The following is a 19,419-nucleotide window of genomic DNA, read 5'->3' as shown; positions in this document are numbered from 1 at the left end:
AGTTGCCTTAATATGTTCAAAACTTATTTTTTGTTTTTCCTCGAATAACGAATCAATCTGTATCTTACTTTTTCAGCAAGCCCTACTTATGATTGCTTTAGACTTTACTTTAGAACAAACAAAAAGTAATAGATTCCTAGGTATTTTTGATTTTTGACTTTTGACTTATGTCCTGCGGACACGCTATAGCTACGCTACCTTACGGATCCGCTAATGAATTTTGACTTTTTACTTCCGCGCAGCGGTACTAGCGTCGTTTTTTCTTGCCCTTTTGCCAACTCTGACTATTGGGCTTCCTAGTAAATTCTTTCTTCGGAAACAACTTCTCTTCTAATTCTTCGTAACTTCCCTCAAAATCACATTTACCTTTTAAAGAACATTCCTTACAGTAAACCCCTTCTGTATAACGTTCCAAGTTTTCCCGGTTAAAGAAGTAAGGTTTATGACTAAAGGTACTCGCAACCCATTGCCATGACATATTGTTACTTGCCGGATCACCATCTAATAAATGTTCCAAAAACCATTTTGCTCCAGCTTGCCAACGGATGCGCCGCCAATGGACAATATATGCAGCCATCCACATCCGCATATGATTATGCAGATAACCAGTTTCCCGCAACTGACGACTAAAGCTATCAATGCAATTTAATTCTGTATTACCTTCTCTAATTTCTTCTGGTAGTTCGGGCGCATACTCAGCAACGCTATAACCGGTTTTGTATTCTTCCCTATCTTCCCAAATACCATTTCCTAGTTTGAAATATAAACGTTGCCAATAATCCCGCCAACCAAATTCATTGATAAGTTTTGCCGCATCATCATCACTATTAACCTTACCCAAGACAAAATTTCGTGCTTCTCGCAAACTGAGAACCCCATGACGTAAATAAGGAGATAGTCGCGTGACATCACCTTTAATAAAATTACGTGTTTTTTCGTAGCGTTTTGGTTTGACTTTTTGTAATGCTTTCTTCGCAACTTGATGACCGCCTCTGATCTCACTGATATTATTGTCCCGTTTCGCAGCTTCGGGAAATTGTTCGCGTAAATATGCTACTAATTCGTCGCGGTTAGCAAAATCACGCCGCATATCTCGATCCATACTGATTTCTCTTTCGTCTTTTATTATATGCGTCGCAACTACACGCCGACATTGAGATTATTAGTTTACCACTTTAATCGACAGATCTGGAGAATATTTACCCTAAGTTCCCAGGCTTACATTCCTCCCTTGGGGGAGGTTAGGAGGGGGTTTTACTCAAGGGAGGTTAGGAGGGGATTTTACCCAAGGGAGGTTAGGAGGGGATTTTACCCAAGGAACTTCAGGAGGGGGTTTTACCCACGGGAACTCAGGAGAGGTTTTACCTGGGAACCAACCTCCCTCCTAGTTATTGCAAATCTAAGTCTTAAACTAGCGCAGCTTCTGCACCTGACAAAATCCCTTCTTTTTGTGCCATAAACATCATTAGGTCTATTACACGGTTTGAATAACCCCACTCGTTGTCATACCAGGAAACGATTTTAAAGAAATTGGAATTAAGTTCAATACCTGCACCGGCATCAAAAATACTAGAATGGAAGTCACCACGAAAATCATTAGAAACTACAGGGTCTTCTGTATATCCCAATACACCTTTAAGATTACTTTCAGATGCAGTTTTCATAGCTGCGCAGATTTCCTTGTAACTTGTGGCTTTTGTAGTCTTAAAAGTTAGATCGACTACAGAAACGTCAGGTGTGGGAACTCGGAATGCCATTCCAGTCAATTTACCTTTGAGTTCGGGTAAAACCAATGCTACAGCTTTAGCCGCACCTGTAGAAGCAGGGATTATATTTTGTGATGCACCGCGACCAGCGCGCATATCCTTCTTGGAAGGTCCATCCACGGTGGGCTGAGTGGCTGTCATTGCATGCACCGTAGTCATCAATCCTTCAGCCAAACCAAAGTTATCGTTAATGACTTTAGCTACGGGAGCTAAACAATTAGTCGTACAACTAGCATTAGAAACAATTGTATCTTTACTGCTATCAAATAATTCATGGTTTACACCCATGAGCAAAGTTTTGACTTTCTCTGGATCTTTAGTAGGAGCAGAAATTACAACTCTTTTAGCGCCAGCTTGCAAATGATTTGCTGCTCCATCATAAGTTGTGAAAAGTCCTGTAGCTTCTACAACATAATCAGCACCTAGTTTGCCCCAAGGTAGTTCTGAAGGGTTGCGGACACTGACACAGGGAATAAAATTACCGTCAACAACAATGCCGTCATCTTTGGCTTCAATAGTACCCTGGTAACTGCCGTGGGTAGAATCGTATTTCAGTAAGTAAGCTAAATTCGCTGGTGGAACTAAGTCATTGATTCCAACAAACTCAATGTTAGGATTTTTGATCCCAGCACGAAATACCAATCGACCAATACGACCAAATCCATTAATTGCAACTTTTAACTTTCCCACGGTTAACCTCCTAATATTTACTTTCTAGTTGACGACTGTTTGGGTAACAGAGCAGGTCGCCCATTATTTTGACACTTGATGATAAGCTCATCCCTACTCTGGATTTGGGGTGAACGCGGGCAAATAATGAATGTACTTTGTTTCCAACACCCTGTTATTTAATGCCCCATATCCACCATTTGTGAATATTCTCTTGACCAGATTTTGACAGCCGACTCCGGTTGAGGCGGATTTAATTCATATCTTTTAAGATTTCGCGCTGAAAGTGAAGTTATTTAATAACATTTTGTTTAAGTAATGAGTAATGAGTAATAAGTAAGAAGTAATGAGTAATAAGTAATGAGTAAGGAGCGTTAGCGTAAGCGCGCAAACGTACCGGATATGTTCCGTTCTGTAGGTAGCGCAGCTATAGCTATAGGTAGCGCAGGCTCTAGTTAATTCGTTGCTGCTGATTCTTGACTCCTGACTTCTGACTTCTTATTTCTGACTCCTGACTCCCGACTCCTAACTTCTTACTCCTTACTTTTTACTTCTTACTCCTACTTCTTACTCAAACAGCTATTCCTTGCTCTGCTATAACAAGATTGGGACAAGAATGCCCACTGTCAATGTCAGTAATGTTAGATATGGTGGCTTCGGCAATATTTTGTAGTGCGTTTCTAGTAAAAAATGCTTGATGCCCTGTTATAACTACGTTGGGAAAAGTTATTAAACGTCCAAAAATATCATCTTGAATAACTTGGTCTGATAAATCTTCAAAAAATAAGCTTCCTTCTAATTCGTATACATCTAACCCTAGGTGACCAATCCGTCCTGATTTGAGAGCTTTAATTACAGCTTTGGTATCAATGAGTCCGCCACGACTAGTATTAATTAGCATTGCACCGGGATTAAAATCCTTGAGTGACTCGCTGTTAATCATGTGATGGGATTCTGGAGTTAACGGACAATGAAGGGAAACAATATCCGAATCTCCGAGTAGCTCTGGTAATTCTACATATTTGACTCCCATATCTAAACAAGCTGGATTTTGATAAATATCGTAAGCGAGTAAGTTACAGCCAAACCCCTTCATAATTTGGGCAAAACAAACACCGATCTTACCGGTACCAACAATACCAACCGTGGAACCATACAGGTCAAATCCCAGTAAACCGTTCAGAGAAAAATTAGATTCCCTTACTCGGTTGAAAGCTCGGTGGTATTTGCGATTGAGAGTTAATATTAGTCCTACAGCATGCTCTGCAACTGCTTGGGGAGAATAAGATGGAACGCGGACAACTTTCATTCCCAGTTTTGCAGCTGCATGTAAATCTACATGATTAAAACCTGCAGAGCGCAAAGCGATTAGTTTTGTTCCTGTAGATGCAATTGTTTGTAATGTGTCGGCGTGAAGTTCATCATTAATAAATACACATACAGCCTCAAATCCTGATGCTAAAGTTGCTGTATCAGGAGTAAGTCTGGGCTCAAAAAAAACAAGTTCGTGACCACTTTCGGCGTTTGCGTCAGTAAGAAATTGGCGATCATAGGCTTTGGTACTAAAAACTGCTACTTTCATATTTTGGCGATTGGGGATTAGCGATCAGGGACTGGGAATTGGGAAACGGGATGTTAGCAAACGCTGAAACCTAATATAGCGCTAACGAATACTATTCGTCGTAGATGCGGTAAAACCTATCTGTAGTGAGCTTTTTGACTTGCGCGTAGTACTATATTACAGCACCAAAAATTTCTAGGAATACGTTAAGCTGATTCACTAAAAAGGTGCAGAGGCAAATATGTGCCCCATCACCCAAAAAGGAACGTAGAATATACAATTTACATTCCAAATCTTAAATAAGCTCTTATTAGCAATTAGCAATTACCAAAAACCAATTAGTAATCAATAACTAGCAATTACCAATGAACCTTGGAAACTTTCAAGTTCATATCTTCGGGACTATATTCCTTAAACTCAACAGGTACGGGCTCAACATGCCAAATTTCTTTGCAGTATTCACTAATAGCGCGATCTGATGAAAATTTACCCATGCGGGCTGTGTTGAGAATAGACATCCGAGTCCAATTATCTTCCTGGCGATATGCTTGACTTACCCGATCCTGAGTATCGATGTAGGATTGGTAATCAGCAAACAACATGTACTTGTCATTGTACAACAACGAATCTAGCAGGGGTCGGAACAATTGGGAATCACCATCGGAGAAATGTCCGCAAGCAATTAGCCTGATCACCTCTTGTAATTCAGAATTAGATTGGTAATATTCCTGGGGATTATAGCCTTTGGCTTTGAGTTCATATACTTCTGGAGTTGTTAATCCACATAAAAAGAAGTTTTCTGCACCGACTTCTTCACGGATTTCGACGTTTGCTCCATCTAAAGTTCCAATTGTTAAAGCACCATTGAGGGCAAATTTCATGTTACCCGTACCAGATGCTTCTTTTCCTGCTGTGGAAATTTGTTCTGACAGTTCGGCGGCTGCATATATTTGTTGACTCATGGAAACGTTGTAGTTGGACAAAAATGCCACTTTTAGACGTCCTTCTAAGCTGGGATCGTCATTAACTACAGCAGCTACTGAATTGATCAGTTTGATGATTAATTTAGCAATGAAATAACCAGGTGCAGCTTTTCCACCAAAAATAAACGTCCGGGGAAGAATATCCTCATTGGGATTGCGTTTAATTCGATTGTAAAGGGTGATTATATGCAGTACGTTGAGCAGTTGACGTTTATACTCATGCAATCGTTTGACTTGGACATCAAACAACGAGTTAGTATCAACCTGAATATGATTTTTGCGTTCAATGTATGCTGCTAAATCTTGTTTGTTGGCTTGTTTTATTTCTCGCCATGTTTGTCTAAATTGTGGATCGTCGGCAAATTGTTCTAATTTTCTTAGTTCGTCAAGGTTAGTAATCCAAGCTTCACCTATTTTCTCAGTAATCAGGTTAGAAAGTCTGGGATTACCCAAAAGTAACCAACGACGCGGTGTAACTCCATTAGTTTTATTAATAAACTTCTCTGGTGCGAGTTCGTAGAAATCTCGCAGAACATCTTGTTGGAGTAACTTGGTATGTAACGCAGCAACACCATTTATTTTACGGCTACCAACACAAGCTAGATTAGCCATCCGGACTTTTTTATCTGCGCCTTCTCCTTCAATCAAGGAAAGTCTAGCTATGCGTTCGTTGTCGCCAGGATAACGTTTCCTGACTTCACTTAAAAATCGGAAATTGATTTCGTAGATAATTTCCAGATGTCGGGGAAGCAAACGACCAAATAGATTTACAGACCAACGTTCTAATGCTTCTGGTAGCAAAGTATGGTTGGTGTAAGCAAAACAATTTTGGGTAATGTGCCATGCTTGCTCCCAATCCATTTGGTGAACGTCGATCAACAGTCGCATCAATTCGGCGATCCCGATAGATGGATGGGTGTCATTAAGTTGAATAGCTGATTTTTCGTGAAGATTATCAAGGCTATTGTAGTGATAAATATGACGGCGAATAATATCTTGTAAGGAGCAGGAAACGAAGAAATATTGTTGTTCCAAGCGCAGCTCTTTACCTTGAACGGTGTCATCGTTTGGATAAAGAACTTTGGAAATATTCTCAGAAAACATTTTGTTGGCGACCGCACCAAGATAATCCCCAGCATTGAAAGCATCTAAATCAAATTCATTGCTCGATTCTGCTTTCCACAACCGTAAAATATTAACTGTATTTACTCCATAGCCAGGAATGGGAGTATCATAAGGAATTCCAAATACTGTATGCTCTGGGATCCAATTAGTTTGATAACGTCCCTTAGTATCTGTATAGCTTTCTGTATGACCTCCAAATTTGACTTCGGTTCGATACTCTGGAAGAGAAACCTCCCAAGCATTACCAAAGCTTAGCCATTTATCAGGTCTCTCCGCTTGCCAACCATTACGGATTTCTTGCTCAAAAATTCCAAATTCGTAACGAATACCATAGCCAACTGCAGGTATTTCCAAAGTTGCAAGGGAATCGAGATAACAAGCCGCCAATCTTCCTAAACCACCATTACCTAATCCTGGCTCGTGCTCTTTTTCCAGGAGATCGTCTAGTTCGAGCCCTGACTCTCGCAGCACTTTGCGGACTCTTTCATATATGCCTAAATTAATTAAGCTATTACCGGTATAACGCCCCATCAAAAACTCTGCAGAAAGATAATAAACGACTTTTGAATCTTCCTGGATATGGGTTCTAGCGGTTTGAATTCGCCTTTTAATTAACCGATCGCGCATACTACGGGCAATTGCCATATAGTAATCATACGGTGTAGCAAAGTAATTATCTTTACCTTGGCCGTAATGAAGATTATCAACAATTGCCCGCTTAAGAGATTGCTCGCTCATGCCAGTACGGTCATCTTCAACCCGAACTAAACCGGAATCTGGGACTTGGGTATCTTGTGGTGCGAATTGGCGATAATCCCGATCGAATGACTTGTTATGCATTGTAAATTAAGAGAAAACAGATTGAGGATGATGATAACGAAGTATACAAGAACGATCGGGGTTTCGACGAGTATTTGGCGATCGGGAATTGGGGATCGGGCACTGGGCTTCAGATAAAGGAAATTGGGGATCGGAGTATTAAAGTCGGGGATCTGGGGATACAGTATTTCATTCGTTTCAATAATTACATATCCCTATTCACCTCGTTTGCCGTAGGCATGTAACCTTAAAATTGCTACGAGCCCATATATTTCCTGATTACCACTCACCGCTTGCGGCACGGGCTTTTACCGACTACCAATTACCAGTTAAAAATAACCAATTAAACATCGTCATAACTCCAATGCCAGTCAAGAACTTCTGGCATATCTACTCCGTGTTCGGCAACGTAATGCTTATGTTCTATAAGTTTGTCTTGTAACATTTGTTTGACATAAGCTGCGGATGACCCTAGTTGAGGTACCCGTTCAATAACATCTATTGCCAGGTGGAAGCGATCCAGGTCATTCATGACCACCATATCAAATGGAGTGGTTGTAGTTCCTTCTTCTTTGTAACCCCGAACGTGCAAGTTATTGTGATTAGTACGACGATAAGTGAGACGGTGGATTAACCAGGGATAACCATGAAAGGCAAAAATAATTGGTTTATCAGTTGTGAACAAACTGTCAAAGTCTTTATCATTTAAACCGTGGGGATGTTCAGTCTCTGGCTGCAATGTCATTAAGTCTACCACGTTAACTACCCGGACTTTAAGATCGGGGAAGTTTTGTCGCAAAATATCCACAGCGGCTAATGTTTCTAAAGTCGGAGCATCTCCGGCACAAGCCATTACAACATCAGGTTCGCCACCTTGGTCGTTACTTGCCCATTCCCAAATTCCTATTCCTTTAGTGCAGTGCTTGATTGCAGAATCTATGTCTAAGTACTGTAAAGACGGTTGTTTACCGGCAATAATTACATTTACATAGTGACGGCTACGCAGACAATGGTCTGTTACTGATAGTAAACAATTTGCATCAGGGGGTAAATAAACCCGAACTACTTCAGATTTTTTGTTGACAACATGGTCGATAAAACCGGGATCTTGGTGGGAAAAACCGTTATGATCTTGTCGCCAAACGTGGCTGGTTAATAAATAATTCAATGAAGCAATCGGTCTGCGCCAGGGTATATGACGAGTTGTTTTTAACCATTTGGCGTGTTGGTTAAACATTGAGTCGATGATGTGAATAAATGCTTCATAACAGGAAAAATACCCATGACGACCCGTGAGCAGATATCCCTCTAACCAACCTTGACAGGTATGTTCGCTGAGGATTTCCATAACCCTACCGTCAGCAGCGAGGTTATCATCGTAATCAAGGGTTTGTGCGACCCAAGTTCTTTTAGAAACATCAAATATGTCTGCAAGGCGGTTAGACGCTGTTTCATCGGGACCAAATACCCGAAAATTACGACTATCTAAATTGAGTTTCATCACATCCCGGAGAAACTTACCGGAAATGCGGGTTGCTTCAGCTTTAATTTCCGCAGGTTCTTTAAACTCTACGGCATAATCGCGAAAATCAGGCATTTTTAAGTCCCGCAGTAATATACCACCGTTAGCATGGAGGTTATCACCCATCCGTAGATGTCCTTCGGGAGCCAGTTCTGCTAGTTCCGTAATTAATTGACCATTTCCATCAAAGAGTTCTTCTGGCTTGTAACTCTTCATCCAGGTTTCCAGCTGTTTGACGTGGTCTGGTTCCGCTGCCATATTCGATAAAGGAACTTGGTGCGATCGCCAATAATCTTCAGTTTTCTTACCATCGACTTCTTTCGGTCCCGTCCAACCTTTAGGCGATCGCAGAATAATCATCGGCCATTGAGGGCGCTTTTCGATACCATTTTTCCGAGCTTCTTCTTGGATATCTTTAATTTCATGAATTGCAGCATCCAAAGTTGCAGCCATCAATTGGTGCATTGTTTCGGGATCGGAACCCTCTACAAAATAGGGCTTATAACCATAACCAATAAACAGACTTTGCAATTCTTCGTGGCTCATTCTTGCCAATATTGTCGGGTTAGCAATTTTATAGCCATTTAGATGCAAAATCGGTAGCACAGCACCATCATGAACTGGGTTGAGAAACTTATTAGAATGCCAACTGGTAGCTAAAGGTCCGGTTTCTGCTTCACCGTCACCAACCACACAAGCAACGATTAAATCAGGATTATCAAATGCTGCACCATAGGCATGGGAAACAGCATAACCAAGTTCCCCGCCTTCATGAATACTTCCTGGAGTTTCTGGTGCTACATGTGAAGGAATACCACCAGGGAAAGAAAACTGTTTGAACAGCTTCCTCATTCCCTCGGCATCTTCGGAAATATTGGGATAATACTCACTATAAGTTCCTTCCAAATATGTATTAGCAACCAATCCAGGACCACCATGACCGGGACCAGCAATATAAATTACGCTTAGATCGTTTTTCTTGATTACCCGGTTGAGATGAACGTAAACAAAATTTAAACCGGGAGTCGTTCCCCAATGACCGAGGAGCCTTGGCTTAACATGTTCTATCTTCAGGGGTTCCTTAAGTAAGGGATTATCTAAGAGATAAATTTGACCAACAGAGAGATAATTTGCTGCTCGCCAGTACGCATTCATTTTACGCAATTCATCTGCTGCGAGCGGTTTTGTTTGTGGAGCACTTGCTAAAGTCATAAATTAAACTCCATTTAACTCAATAACTATGTTTTTGGTATTCTCAGAACTACAAACTTGATGACCTATAAACTTAGTAAATGACAACCTCATCAGTTTACTTACTAAGTTAAGAGTGTCACTTTTTCGTTAATATTTTCTTGCCTTTAGAAATACTTAAGCTTCACCCATAAATAATGTTTACAACTAATCAAAATTGATGATTTAGTGATTAATCAAATCAAAAAAAATTGGGGGATTCTCGCTATCTGCAAAGCTTTACAACAAATAACTGCTTACATAGTTGCTTGTATAGACAAATGCTAGATGGATAAAAATTAAATAATAATTAATTTTTGACAACTATTTACACAGTAAATTAATAACTTTTAGGCAGTCTAACATAAAAAATATACACTTGATTATGTTAACCAAATTTTAACCCAGATAACAACTGATAAATATTCTTGGTAGTTATCAGATAGATTGATCTTTGTAATTAATTGTAATAGTTAAACTTAATATTATTAGAATCTATGTCTTCAGATTATAAGCAGAAAATCAGTTTACAATATTCGGTAATTAACAGATTGTAGATGATTATTTTGAACAATACTCTGATGTTTTTGATTTTTGCTGTACAGATATAATTCTAATTTTAGATGCCAATAATTTATTTAGTTAACAATTTTGTGTAATATAAAAAAATAATGACAAAATAATACTTATCAATGATATAAACTTATGGCTTGCATAAGTTATTAATCATTAATTAGTTAGTACTTAATCATAAGCAGCTAATTATTTTTCATAAATTATTTTTCATTGATAGTTAATAAACCTGGTGGTGGTGTAATCTCAATTCTGCTATCTTCCAAATCAACGACGGGAGCAATCGCTCTCACGAAAGGAATTAAAACATTTTGCTTGTCTTGTTTCTTCTTCTCAGGCTTCTTGCTCTCAGAATCTTGTAATTCAACCTCCAGCAGATCGTTACCTGCAGGAATCACATCAATAACTTTACCAATCAGTTCGCCGGACTCTTGAAGAAAAACTGATAAGCCAATCAAATCCATTACGTGATATTCATCTTCTCCCAACTGGGGGCGATCGGTTTCGGGAACCAACAACTTGCAACCGCGTAACTCTTCTGCTCGGTCGCGATATTCGATTCCAGCCAGTTTTATTACATATAATTTTTTTCCTTCTAAATAACGTCCTTTTTTTAGTTCCACAGGTTCAGGTTCGCTTTTTCCCGGACGTAATAACCAACGCTGTCCGGGAACTTCAAAACGTTCGGGAAAATCAGTTTCTGGATAAACCCGCATCTCTCCTTGTAAACCCTGTGGAGCAACTATTTTTCCAATTTCTAGCCAACCATCCATCAGTTATCAGTTAACAGTTAACAGTTATCACTGTAGGGTGTGTCAGGCGTGCAATAGAATATCTTTTTTAGGTTATCCTTATCACCGCGCCATAACGCACCGCTACATAAGATTAATATACAAAGGTTTTTATTTAGGTGCGCAAGAGAATGTCTTTTTTTAGCTCATCAATTATCTATCTTGATAAACAGTTTGAGCAACTTGGGCTAACTGTTCCATTGCGATCGTGATTTCTTGATCGCTACCCGTAAGACTAATACGGAAACACTGCTGTTTGTGTTCCCATTCTTGATTCAAGCCAGGAAAGAAAGTACTACCTGGTACAACAATAACCCCAACCTCTTTCAGGCGTTGGTAAAATTCCCAGTCTGTAATTGGTAAGTTTTGCAACCATAACCAAGCAAAAATAGCACCTTCACCACGATGTAGGAACCAAGGTAAACTATCCGGCATAGCCGAGTCTAAGGTACTTTCTAATACTGTAAATTTATTTTGATAAAAGGGGCGAATCACAGTTTTACTAATTTCTACCAGAGCCCCAGAATCAATCGCGTAGGCTGCAATTGCTTGTCCGTAACGAGACGGATGAATGCACATATTGGTTTGAAAAGACTGCAAAACCTCAATAACCCGTTCATCACCAATAGCAATTCCAATACGTTCCCCCGGCAAACCTGCTTTTGATAAGCTCATGCAATGGACAATATTCCCACCAAATTTTGGCGTCATATCAGTAAAGTTTAATGCTGGGAATGGGGGTGCATATGCTGAGTCTATGAATACTGGCACATCATGGGGTTTAGCCATCAAGGCAATTTTATTTACTTCATCATCCGTGAGTACATTACCCGTTGGATTGCAGGGACGAGAAAATATTACACAACCAGTATTTTCAGTTATCGCTAATTGACTAAAATCAGGGCGGTATTTAAATCGGTGAGATGAAGCATCGATATCCAAAGTCGGTTTATAAGCAATTAAAGCTTCCGGTACTAAACAGACGCCACCATAACCAGTATAATCAGGACTCAGAGGTAAAATAATTTGTTTGAGTTCGCCATTACTGGTGTAACCCCCAAAAGCATTTGCAGCATAGAAGTATAAACTTTGGCTGCCCGGTGTTAATAAAATATTACGCGCACTTAAATTTAATTCATACCGTCGGTTAAAATCCTTAACAATAGCTTCAATCAAAGGTGCATAACCCTGTGAAGAACCGTAGCGACATACAACCTCACCATAATCTGGGCTAGCTAATAACTGTGCAGTACAATCGCGCCATAACTGTTCTACTTCTGGCAGAATTAACGGATTCCCCGCACTTAAATTAATTAAATCCTTACCTTTGCTTGCTTCCAAGGTTTCAATCACATCCTTCATGATGGCTCTAACACCACTCAGGTTGGACATTTGGGCACCAATTTTTGTTAGAGCAGGATTCATAGGTAGGGAAGGGTGGCTGAAACAACTATATTAATAAAACTATTGTATTAGTTCGTGCACCAACAATAATTTCACACATTATTGTATTAGTTCGCGCAAAAACAATAATTTCACAAACTCATACAAAATATGAAGAAATCTTCGTTCCCATTATGTGATATCCAGATCTAAATCCTGATAGGATAATTTTTAAGATTTACTCAAGTTGCCCCTTACTTATGAAAATCCTCAAAATACTTTAATACAAAGGAATATCACAGCTCTACCAATAGATGATTCAAGCTTTCCGAAGTAACGGGTTAGAAGTAACACTTAATATTCTAAAAATGAATAACAAAGAATCTTATCGCACCCAACCTAGTTGGAAAAAGTCCCAGATATCTGTATTTATTCCCAAAGGTTACGACCTCAATGCTATATCCAACAAACCGAAAAATTCCTTGGAACTGCAATTAGAACCGGGAGAAAAATTAATCCTACAGCCTGTTTCTTGGCAAAGATTAAATCAAATATTAGTTGAACTAGAGCAAAATCGTTCCTTCAGAATCGCATATGCTGATAAAGTTCTAGAAATTATGGCTCCCCTAGGAGATGAGGAAAGGGGAAAGCTTGTAATTGCAAGCTTACTTGAGATGTCGCTGAAATCTCAGGAAAAATCTTGGAATTCCTTTGGGTCAACTACTTTAAAGAGTGAGAGTCGAGGAGTCGCAATCGAGCCAGATAACTGCTTTTACATTCAAAACCATCAAGAGGTCGCCGGTAAAAAGACATTAAACTTGACTCAGCAACCACCGCCAGATTTAGTCATAGATACTGATGGTGTGTCTATAAACAAAGTTGTTGCTTATCAAGAATTGAGGGTACCAGAATTATGGATTTATGCTGATGGTGCCTTAAAAATTTATATCTTAGTTAACAGCGAGTATATGGAGTTCAATACTTCTCCAAATTTTCCCGATCTCCCAGTTGCAAAAATTATTCCTCAATTTGTTGAGCGTGCTAATATCTTTGGGGTTCCTAAAGCCCTGGAAGAATTCGAGTCATATCTTAAAAAACTCAAGTGAAATTTCGGTAAAAGGGAACAGTGAACAGGGGACAGGGAAAAGGGAATAAGAAAAAATACTAGGAAATTCCAGTAAATTAAATAGCCCATTTAGATATTGCATTTTTTCAGATGTAAGTACGTTAGTAAGAAAAATCATAACTTGTTTGTAATAGCGCTTTAGCGCTAAAGCGCTACTACTAGCCAAATACAGATATTTTATATTTATTTACATAGTTTACTTTTTTCTCGCCTACTTACTTAAGATGTGATCGTGCAATGACCCATCAACAAGATTAGTTGTATTGGGAGATTTATAGTTTGGTATTCCCTTGTTTGATAATTTTGAGGGGATTATTTGAGGGGGTTATATTGACTGTTGCCAAAAATCTATTTTTTAGCTGCTATATTTGCTATTTCTTTAATTTATGTAACCAGAGCTAGCTGTGTCGGTATTCATAAGATAACCTTTAACTTGCATCAAAGTGTGAATAATTTTCTCCAATATTTGCCAATATCAAATTTGCCAATATCAACTTAATAAAATCACATCAGATAATTTAGGAAATATACACAGAAGGACAGTAGAAAGTGGAAGTTAAAGCAGCAATCGCTTACGAGGCAGGTAAACCGCTAAGTATTGAAACGGTGCAACTTGAAGGTCCCAAAGCTGGCGAAGTGATGGTAGAAATAAAAGCCAGCGGAGTCTGTCACACCGACGCTTACACTCTTTCTGGTAGAGATCCTGAGGGTTTATTTCCTGCAATTTTAGGACATGAAGGTGCAGGTGTTGTAGTCGAGGTTGGTAAAGAAGTAACTAGCCTGAAAAAGGGCGATCGCGTGATTCCTTTGTATACCCCAGAGTGTCGTCAATGCGAATATTGTCTCAGCTTCAAAACAAATCTTTGCCAAGCTATCCGCGCTACCCAAGGTAAAGGTTTAATGCCTGATGGTACTAGTCGTTTTTCCATTGGTGGTCAAAAGTTGCACCATTACATGGGTACTTCTACTTTCGCTAACTATACCGTTTTACCAGAAATTGCTCTTGCCAAAATTCGTGAAGATGCTCCTTTTGATAAGGTTTGTTATATCGGCTGCGGCGTGACCACAGGTATAGGTGCTGTAATCTATACAGCAAAAGTAGAACCCGGTGCTAATGTAGTCGTCTTTGGTTTGGGTGGTATTGGTTTAAATGTGATTCAAGGAGCGCGGATGGTGGGAGCCAATAAAATTATTGGTGTAGATATTAATACCAAAAAACGCTCCTTAGCAGAAAAATTTGGGATGACCCACTTTGTCAATCCCAATGAAGTTGAAGGTGATTTAGTTAAATATTTAGTCGATTTAACCGATGGTGGTGCAGACTATAGCTTTGAGTGTATTGGTAATGTCAAAGTTATGCGTCAAGCCCTGGAATGTTGCCATAAGGGTTGGGGTCAAAGCATTATTATTGGTGTTGCAGGTGCAGGTGAAGAAATTAGTACTCGTCCCTTTCAGTTAGTAACCGGGCGAGTTTGGAAAGGTTCAGCATTTGGTGGTGCAAGGGGGCGAACTGATGTACCAAAAATTGTTGATTGGTATATGGAAGGAAAAATCAATATTGATGATTTGATTACCCACGTAATGCCAATTGAAAAAATTAACGATGCCTTTGATTTAATGCATCAAGGCGATTCCATTAGAAGTGTAGTCACGTTTAATTAGACCATTAAAGCATATAATCATATAAAAATAACTCAATTCAACCGAATTCTGAGAATTTGTGGTTCCTGCAGGCTATGTGTGAACATTGCATTTATATAACTATTTTTATTTGGTGAGATAATAATTGTTATTGATAAATCGCAGTTAATAAATCGCAATCTTTTGCATGAATATATGCTTTACAAATTTCCAAAATTAGAATCAGAAAGTTTAGTCTTAAGAGAAATCAAATTATCTGATGCAGAAGCTATTTATCGAATATTTTCCGATCCAAGAGTCCTTAGATATCATGATTTAGAAGAATTTAAAAATATTGAAGAAGCTAAATATCTAATTTATAGTTTAAGTGAAGGTTTTAGGGAGCAGGAAGTTATACGTTGGGGGATAGCAAAGAAGAGAGAAAATATAATAATTGGAACTTGTGGTTATAGTGGGTGGAACAAAAATCGTTTACGTGCAGAAATTGGTTATGAGCTTTCTCAAGCTCATTGGAGAAAGGGAATCATGACTAAAGCTCTTAGTGCTGTAATTCGTTATGGTTTTGAAACAATGCAATTAAACCGAATCGAAGCGACTGTTATGTTACCAAATATTGCATCTATGAAGTTATTACAAAAACTAGGTTTTCGAGAGGAAGGTATCTTAAGAGAACGTGGTTTTTGGAAGGGTCATTTTCACGATTTGAGAATGTTTGCGCTGCTGAAAAAAGATTATGTATCAAGTTGGTAATTGGTAATTGGTATACGCCCGCGCCTAACGGCGAAGATTACTCAAAAAATATGTCTTCTCTTATTTTACATTCTTTACTTCTGACTTTCGAATACTGCTTCTGAACTAAAAAATATAAATATTAACAGCGTTTAACTTTAATAGTGAATAAAAATGGAAGAAAACCATTGAAATCAGTCACTATTGCTAATATTTAATCATAAAAATGACTATATCGGTATTCAATAATGAAAATTAGCGCTCGCAATACTCTTAAGGGAACTGTCAAAAAAATTGTACCTGGGGTTGTCAGTGCTGAAGTTACTTTGGAAGTGGCTCCAGGGGTAGAAGTTGTAGCAGTTATTACTAAGTCTTCTGCAGACAGTTTAAAACTTAGCTTGGGTAAAGAGGCTTATGCAGTGATTAAAGCGACTGAAGTTATGGTTGCTGTTGATTAGATTGTTTTGGTATCACAGATTTTTTTGTAGAGATCTTCCACGGAAGATCCCTAAATCTTCTACTATGCAAATATTGAGTCATTTGGACTTGCTTTTTGCTGCACTAGCAAATACCTCTGGGAATGAAATACCACCAGGTATATCGCTTAGGGTGAAAACACCTCCCATCATTGCACCGACAATTCCTGAGGAGCAAACATCAGAACCTGTAAGGTATAAACCGGGTAATGGTGTTTTCGGAGTTGTCCAAGCTGAATTTTGCGGATCGAAGCGATCGCACACAGCAGGAAGTCCGTAGATCGCTCCTTGGTGATGAGCGGTAAAATGTTCATTGGTTAAGGGTGTAGAAAGTTCTTTATATATAATGGTGTCAGCAAACCCAGGATAGTATTTATCTACAAAATCAATTAGCCTATCCATCAGACGTTGTTTTAGTTGCTGATAAGTATCATCACGGTGTAGCCAAGGTTGATTTTTCCATTGGACAAAAGGCTCGTAATCACTATCAACAATAATTTCGGCTGTATGATTTTCTGCTTTTGGATCTTTCAACGAAGGAAATGAAAGATAGACATTCAAAGGTTTAGCGTTGTCATTAATCCAACTACCTCTATGTTCATAAATTTTCTCATGGTCAATGCTGCTATAAATCCAGTGATTTTCACCTTTGAAACCTAATTTTCTCGGATCTTCAGAGAATCCTAAATATACAGTTAGATTAGTTGTAGGCGAATACTGTTTGATAAATCTTTGTAGGGAGTCTCGAAAGGGAATTGGATAATCCCGAGGGATTAGTTTTAGGTAAGTATTTGCAGCACCAACATTGGAGACTATCACAGGTGCATAATATTCTTCTTTCGCTGAAGAACTTGCTATGTCAAGATTATCTTTTGTATTTACATTTTTGGTATTTACATTTTGAGCATTTAGTTTACGAACTCTTACTCCTACCGCACTTCCGTCTTCAATTAAAACTTCAGTAACTTCCCGATTCAGCAAAAATTTTCCACCGGATTTTTCGACAATTTTCGTCACACTAGCAGCAATTTCACCTGCTCCTCCCACAGGATAATACCCACCACTGAGATAATGTTGCACAATCGTTGCATGTTGCACAAAAGCACAAATACTTGGAGGAAGTCCGTAGTCTCCCCACTGAGATACCAGTAAAGCCTTAAGTGTTGGATCTTGAAAATGCTTATCCAAGTAGTCTTTCACTGTGAGATTCAGGGGAAATCTATTCCATAATTTACCTGCACTCCCCAGTAATTTAACTGGTAAAGAACTACTTTTTGCCATTGAGTCATTAATTAAGGCTCCTGCAGCTTTCTTTACATCTCGAAAATATTGGCGAATGGATGACTTTTCTTGAGGGAATAGTTTAATCAGGTCAGCAATATATCTCTTTTCATCTCCGTACACATTGAAACTAAACTCCGGATAAACGAACTTCTCAAAGGGTTCCGGCATTTTATTCCATTGGACATGATTTGCTGTGACTAGGTCAAATATACCTCGCATCTGCGAACCTGATTCCATTTCTCCCACATAATGTAACCCCACATCCCAGTGAAATTGCTTACGTTTAAAATCATGAGTAAAACCACCTGCTTTAAAGTGACGCTCCAGTACCAAAACTCTTTTATTGCGCAATTGGCTCATTAAACTTGCGACTGTAAGAGCTCCCATACCAGAACCGATAAGTATTAAATCATATTCATTTCGTGCTAATTGTTTCCCGCTCATTTGGAATACCTCCTGGAAGCGAAATATCCTTATACTCAAATAATTGCATACTAAATTTATATATGCAACTTGTTTACTATTAAAATATATGAATACAAATTAAGGAATTCTACAAATACTTACTTCCAACAATCTGAGTTCTCGCGACAAAAGGTGTTTAAAATATTCTTTGGTTATTAGTTATTTTTACTTTTTTCTTTATTCTTCCTGGATTTAAGGCAGTTCGTAAATATGATTAAACTCAACTCAGAATATAAAACCTTCGGTGGAAAACTTGGCTTTTATTCTCATTTTTCTTCCAGTTGCAATAGTGAAATGCGCTTTGCAGTTTATCAACCGCCCCAAGCGACGTCTCAAAATGTACCCGTTCTTTATTGGTTGTCTGGTTTAACCTGCACTGAAGAAAACTTTATGATTAAAGCCGGAGCGCAAAAATATGCTGCAGAACATGGTTTATTATTAGTTGCACCAGATACTAGTCCTCGCAACACAGGTATTTTAGGTGAAGATGAAAGCTGGGATTTTGGTACAGGTGCGGGCTTTTATGTGGATGCGACGGAAATACCCTGGTCATCTCATTACAAGATGTACAGTTATGTTGTTGAAGAGTTACCTAATGTAATTGCTGAGAATTTCCCGGTCAATCTTGATAAACAAAGTATTTTTGGTCACTCTATGGGTGGACATGGTGCTTTGATCTGTGCGATGCGTAACCCCGAAAAATATAAATCAGTTTCAGCATTTGCGCCTGTTGTTGCACCAATGCAGTGTCCTTGGGGAGAAAAAGCTTTAAGTGGTTACCTAGGGGATAACAAAGATACTTGGAGTAACTATGATGCAACTGAATTAGTGAAGAAAATTGGTTTTCATTCTCCAATTTTGATCGATCAAGGTACCGCTGATAGTTTTTTCCAACAAAAGCAACTACTTCCAGAATTATTTGAAAAAGCTTGTGCACAAGTCAAACAACCTTTGAATTTACGTTATCAAGAAGGTTATGACCACAGTTATTATTTTATTGCTTCTTTTATGGAAGATCATATTCACCATCATGCGATTTTTCTCAATTAATACAGTTTTGTGATTGATAAGTGTTTGTAAAAGTAAATCAAGTAGTATTTACTAAGATAATTCTTATTACTGCTATGAAGCTGTTAACTGGTCAGCAGTCTGTACAACAAAATCACTGGCTTCTTTGAGCTTCATAGTAGTTATAGCAACCGCCAGGTTAGCTAGGACGCTAAAGTCAAGACATGCTCCATGGCTTCTCGCAGTGTTCCAAAATTCTCGAGTTGTT

General features: G+C 38.7%; 13 protein-coding genes. 5 read left to right on the top strand and 8 right to left on the bottom strand.

Features of this window, described 5'->3' with window-relative positions; all coding sequences use genetic code 11:
* Positions 1-247: 247 nt before the first annotated feature.
* The 7 genes from BC008_RS09370 to BC008_RS09340 all read right to left on the bottom strand — a co-directional run bounded on the left by BC008_RS09370 (position 248) and on the right by BC008_RS09340 (position 12,464).
* The gene (locus BC008_RS09370) at positions 248-1,102 is read right to left on the bottom strand and encodes an FAD-binding domain-containing protein (RefSeq protein WP_027847092.1); all 855 of its coding nucleotides are present in this window, start codon (positions 1,100-1,102) and stop codon (positions 248-250) included.
* Between the two features lie 304 nt (positions 1,103-1,406).
* Entirely contained in the window at positions 1,407-2,456 is a 1,050-nt protein-coding gene (gene gap / locus BC008_RS09365; protein WP_027847036.1) for a type I glyceraldehyde-3-phosphate dehydrogenase, read from the bottom strand.
* Positions 2,457-3,006: 550 nt separating this feature from the next.
* A complete protein-coding gene (locus tag BC008_RS09360; RefSeq protein ID WP_027845372.1) occupies positions 3,007-4,017 on the bottom strand; it encodes a 2-hydroxyacid dehydrogenase in 1,011 nt (336 codons plus the stop codon).
* Positions 4,018-4,355: 338 nt separating this feature from the next.
* Entirely contained in the window at positions 4,356-6,944 is a 2,589-nt protein-coding gene (locus tag BC008_RS09355) for a glycogen/starch/alpha-glucan phosphorylase (RefSeq protein ID WP_027845373.1), read from the bottom strand.
* A gap of 322 nt (positions 6,945-7,266) precedes the next feature.
* A complete protein-coding gene (locus tag BC008_RS09350) occupies positions 7,267-9,657 on the bottom strand; it encodes a phosphoketolase family protein (RefSeq protein ID WP_027845374.1) in 2,391 nt (796 codons plus the stop codon).
* 794 nt (positions 9,658-10,451) lie between these two features.
* On the bottom strand, positions 10,452-11,021 hold the full coding sequence (gene rimM, locus BC008_RS09345) for a ribosome maturation factor RimM (protein ID WP_027845375.1): 570 nt from the start codon (positions 11,019-11,021) through the stop codon (positions 10,452-10,454).
* 171 nt (positions 11,022-11,192) lie between these two features.
* Positions 11,193-12,464, bottom strand: a complete 1,272-nt coding sequence (locus tag BC008_RS09340) for a valine--pyruvate transaminase (protein ID WP_027845376.1) — start codon at positions 12,462-12,464, stop codon at positions 11,193-11,195.
* Between the two features lie 326 nt (positions 12,465-12,790).
* Between BC008_RS09340 and BC008_RS09335 the strand changes: the two genes are divergently transcribed.
* The 4 genes from BC008_RS09335 (at position 12,791) to BC008_RS09320 (ending at position 16,376) form a co-directional block, all read left to right on the top strand.
* Positions 12,791-13,528, top strand: a complete 738-nt coding sequence (locus BC008_RS09335) for a Uma2 family endonuclease (protein WP_082650523.1) — start codon at positions 12,791-12,793, stop codon at positions 13,526-13,528.
* Between the two features lie 569 nt (positions 13,529-14,097).
* Positions 14,098-15,210, top strand: a complete 1,113-nt coding sequence (locus tag BC008_RS09330; protein WP_027846337.1) for an S-(hydroxymethyl)glutathione dehydrogenase/class III alcohol dehydrogenase — start codon at positions 14,098-14,100, stop codon at positions 15,208-15,210.
* Between the two features lie 174 nt (positions 15,211-15,384).
* Positions 15,385-15,939 (top strand): GNAT family N-acetyltransferase, encoded by a 555-nt coding sequence (locus tag BC008_RS09325; RefSeq protein WP_027846336.1) that lies wholly within the window; start codon positions 15,385-15,387, stop codon positions 15,937-15,939.
* Positions 15,940-16,166: 227 nt separating this feature from the next.
* Positions 16,167-16,376: a TOBE domain-containing protein gene (locus BC008_RS09320; protein WP_027846335.1), complete on the top strand. Its 210-nt coding sequence runs from the start codon at positions 16,167-16,169 to the stop codon at positions 16,374-16,376.
* A gap of 78 nt (positions 16,377-16,454) precedes the next feature.
* Here BC008_RS09320 and BC008_RS09315 read toward each other — a convergent pair whose 3' ends face one another.
* A complete protein-coding gene (locus tag BC008_RS09315; protein ID WP_027846334.1) occupies positions 16,455-18,122 on the bottom strand; it encodes a phytoene desaturase family protein in 1,668 nt (555 codons plus the stop codon).
* A gap of 231 nt (positions 18,123-18,353) precedes the next feature.
* Here BC008_RS09315 and fghA point away from each other — a divergent pair, with 231 nt between their 5' ends.
* Positions 18,354-19,193: an S-formylglutathione hydrolase gene (gene fghA, locus BC008_RS09310; RefSeq protein ID WP_036268342.1), complete on the top strand. Its 840-nt coding sequence runs from the start codon at positions 18,354-18,356 to the stop codon at positions 19,191-19,193.
* The last annotated feature ends 226 nt before the right edge of the window (positions 19,194-19,419 follow it).

This window comes from Mastigocoleus testarum BC008 (assembly GCF_001456025.1).
Classification (GTDB): domain Bacteria; phylum Cyanobacteriota; class Cyanobacteriia; order Cyanobacteriales; family Nostocaceae; genus Mastigocoleus; species Mastigocoleus testarum.
The sequence above is the reverse complement of the archived record's forward strand: the minus strand, read 5'-3'. Positions and strand labels throughout refer to the sequence as shown.

What these genes read in the sequence shown, in the direction of transcription:
- BC008_RS09370 (WP_027847092.1), bottom strand. Translation starts at nt 1,102, where the DNA reads ATGGATCGAGATATGCGGCGTGATTTTGCTAACCGCGACGAATTAGTA.
- BC008_RS09360 (WP_027845372.1), bottom strand. Translation starts at nt 4,017, where the DNA reads ATGAAAGTAGCAGTTTTTAGTACCAAAGCCTATGATCGCCAATTTCTT.
- BC008_RS09355 (WP_027845373.1), bottom strand. Translation starts at nt 6,944, where the DNA reads ATGCATAACAAGTCATTCGATCGGGATTATCGCCAATTCGCACCACAA.
- BC008_RS09350 (WP_027845374.1), bottom strand. Translation starts at nt 9,657, where the DNA reads ATGACTTTAGCAAGTGCTCCACAAACAAAACCGCTCGCAGCAGATGAA.
- rimM (WP_027845375.1), bottom strand. Translation starts at nt 11,021, where the DNA reads ATGGATGGTTGGCTAGAAATTGGAAAAATAGTTGCTCCACAGGGTTTA.
- BC008_RS09340 (WP_027845376.1), bottom strand. Translation starts at nt 12,464, where the DNA reads ATGAATCCTGCTCTAACAAAAATTGGTGCCCAAATGTCCAACCTGAGT.
- BC008_RS09335 (WP_082650523.1), top strand. Translation starts at nt 12,791, where the DNA reads ATGAATAACAAAGAATCTTATCGCACCCAACCTAGTTGGAAAAAGTCC.
- BC008_RS09325 (WP_027846336.1), top strand. Translation starts at nt 15,385, where the DNA reads ATGCTTTACAAATTTCCAAAATTAGAATCAGAAAGTTTAGTCTTAAGA.
- BC008_RS09320 (WP_027846335.1), top strand. Translation starts at nt 16,167, where the DNA reads ATGAAAATTAGCGCTCGCAATACTCTTAAGGGAACTGTCAAAAAAATT.
- BC008_RS09315 (WP_027846334.1), bottom strand. Translation starts at nt 18,122, where the DNA reads ATGAGCGGGAAACAATTAGCACGAAATGAATATGATTTAATACTTATC.
- fghA (WP_036268342.1), top strand. Translation starts at nt 18,354, where the DNA reads ATGATTAAACTCAACTCAGAATATAAAACCTTCGGTGGAAAACTTGGC.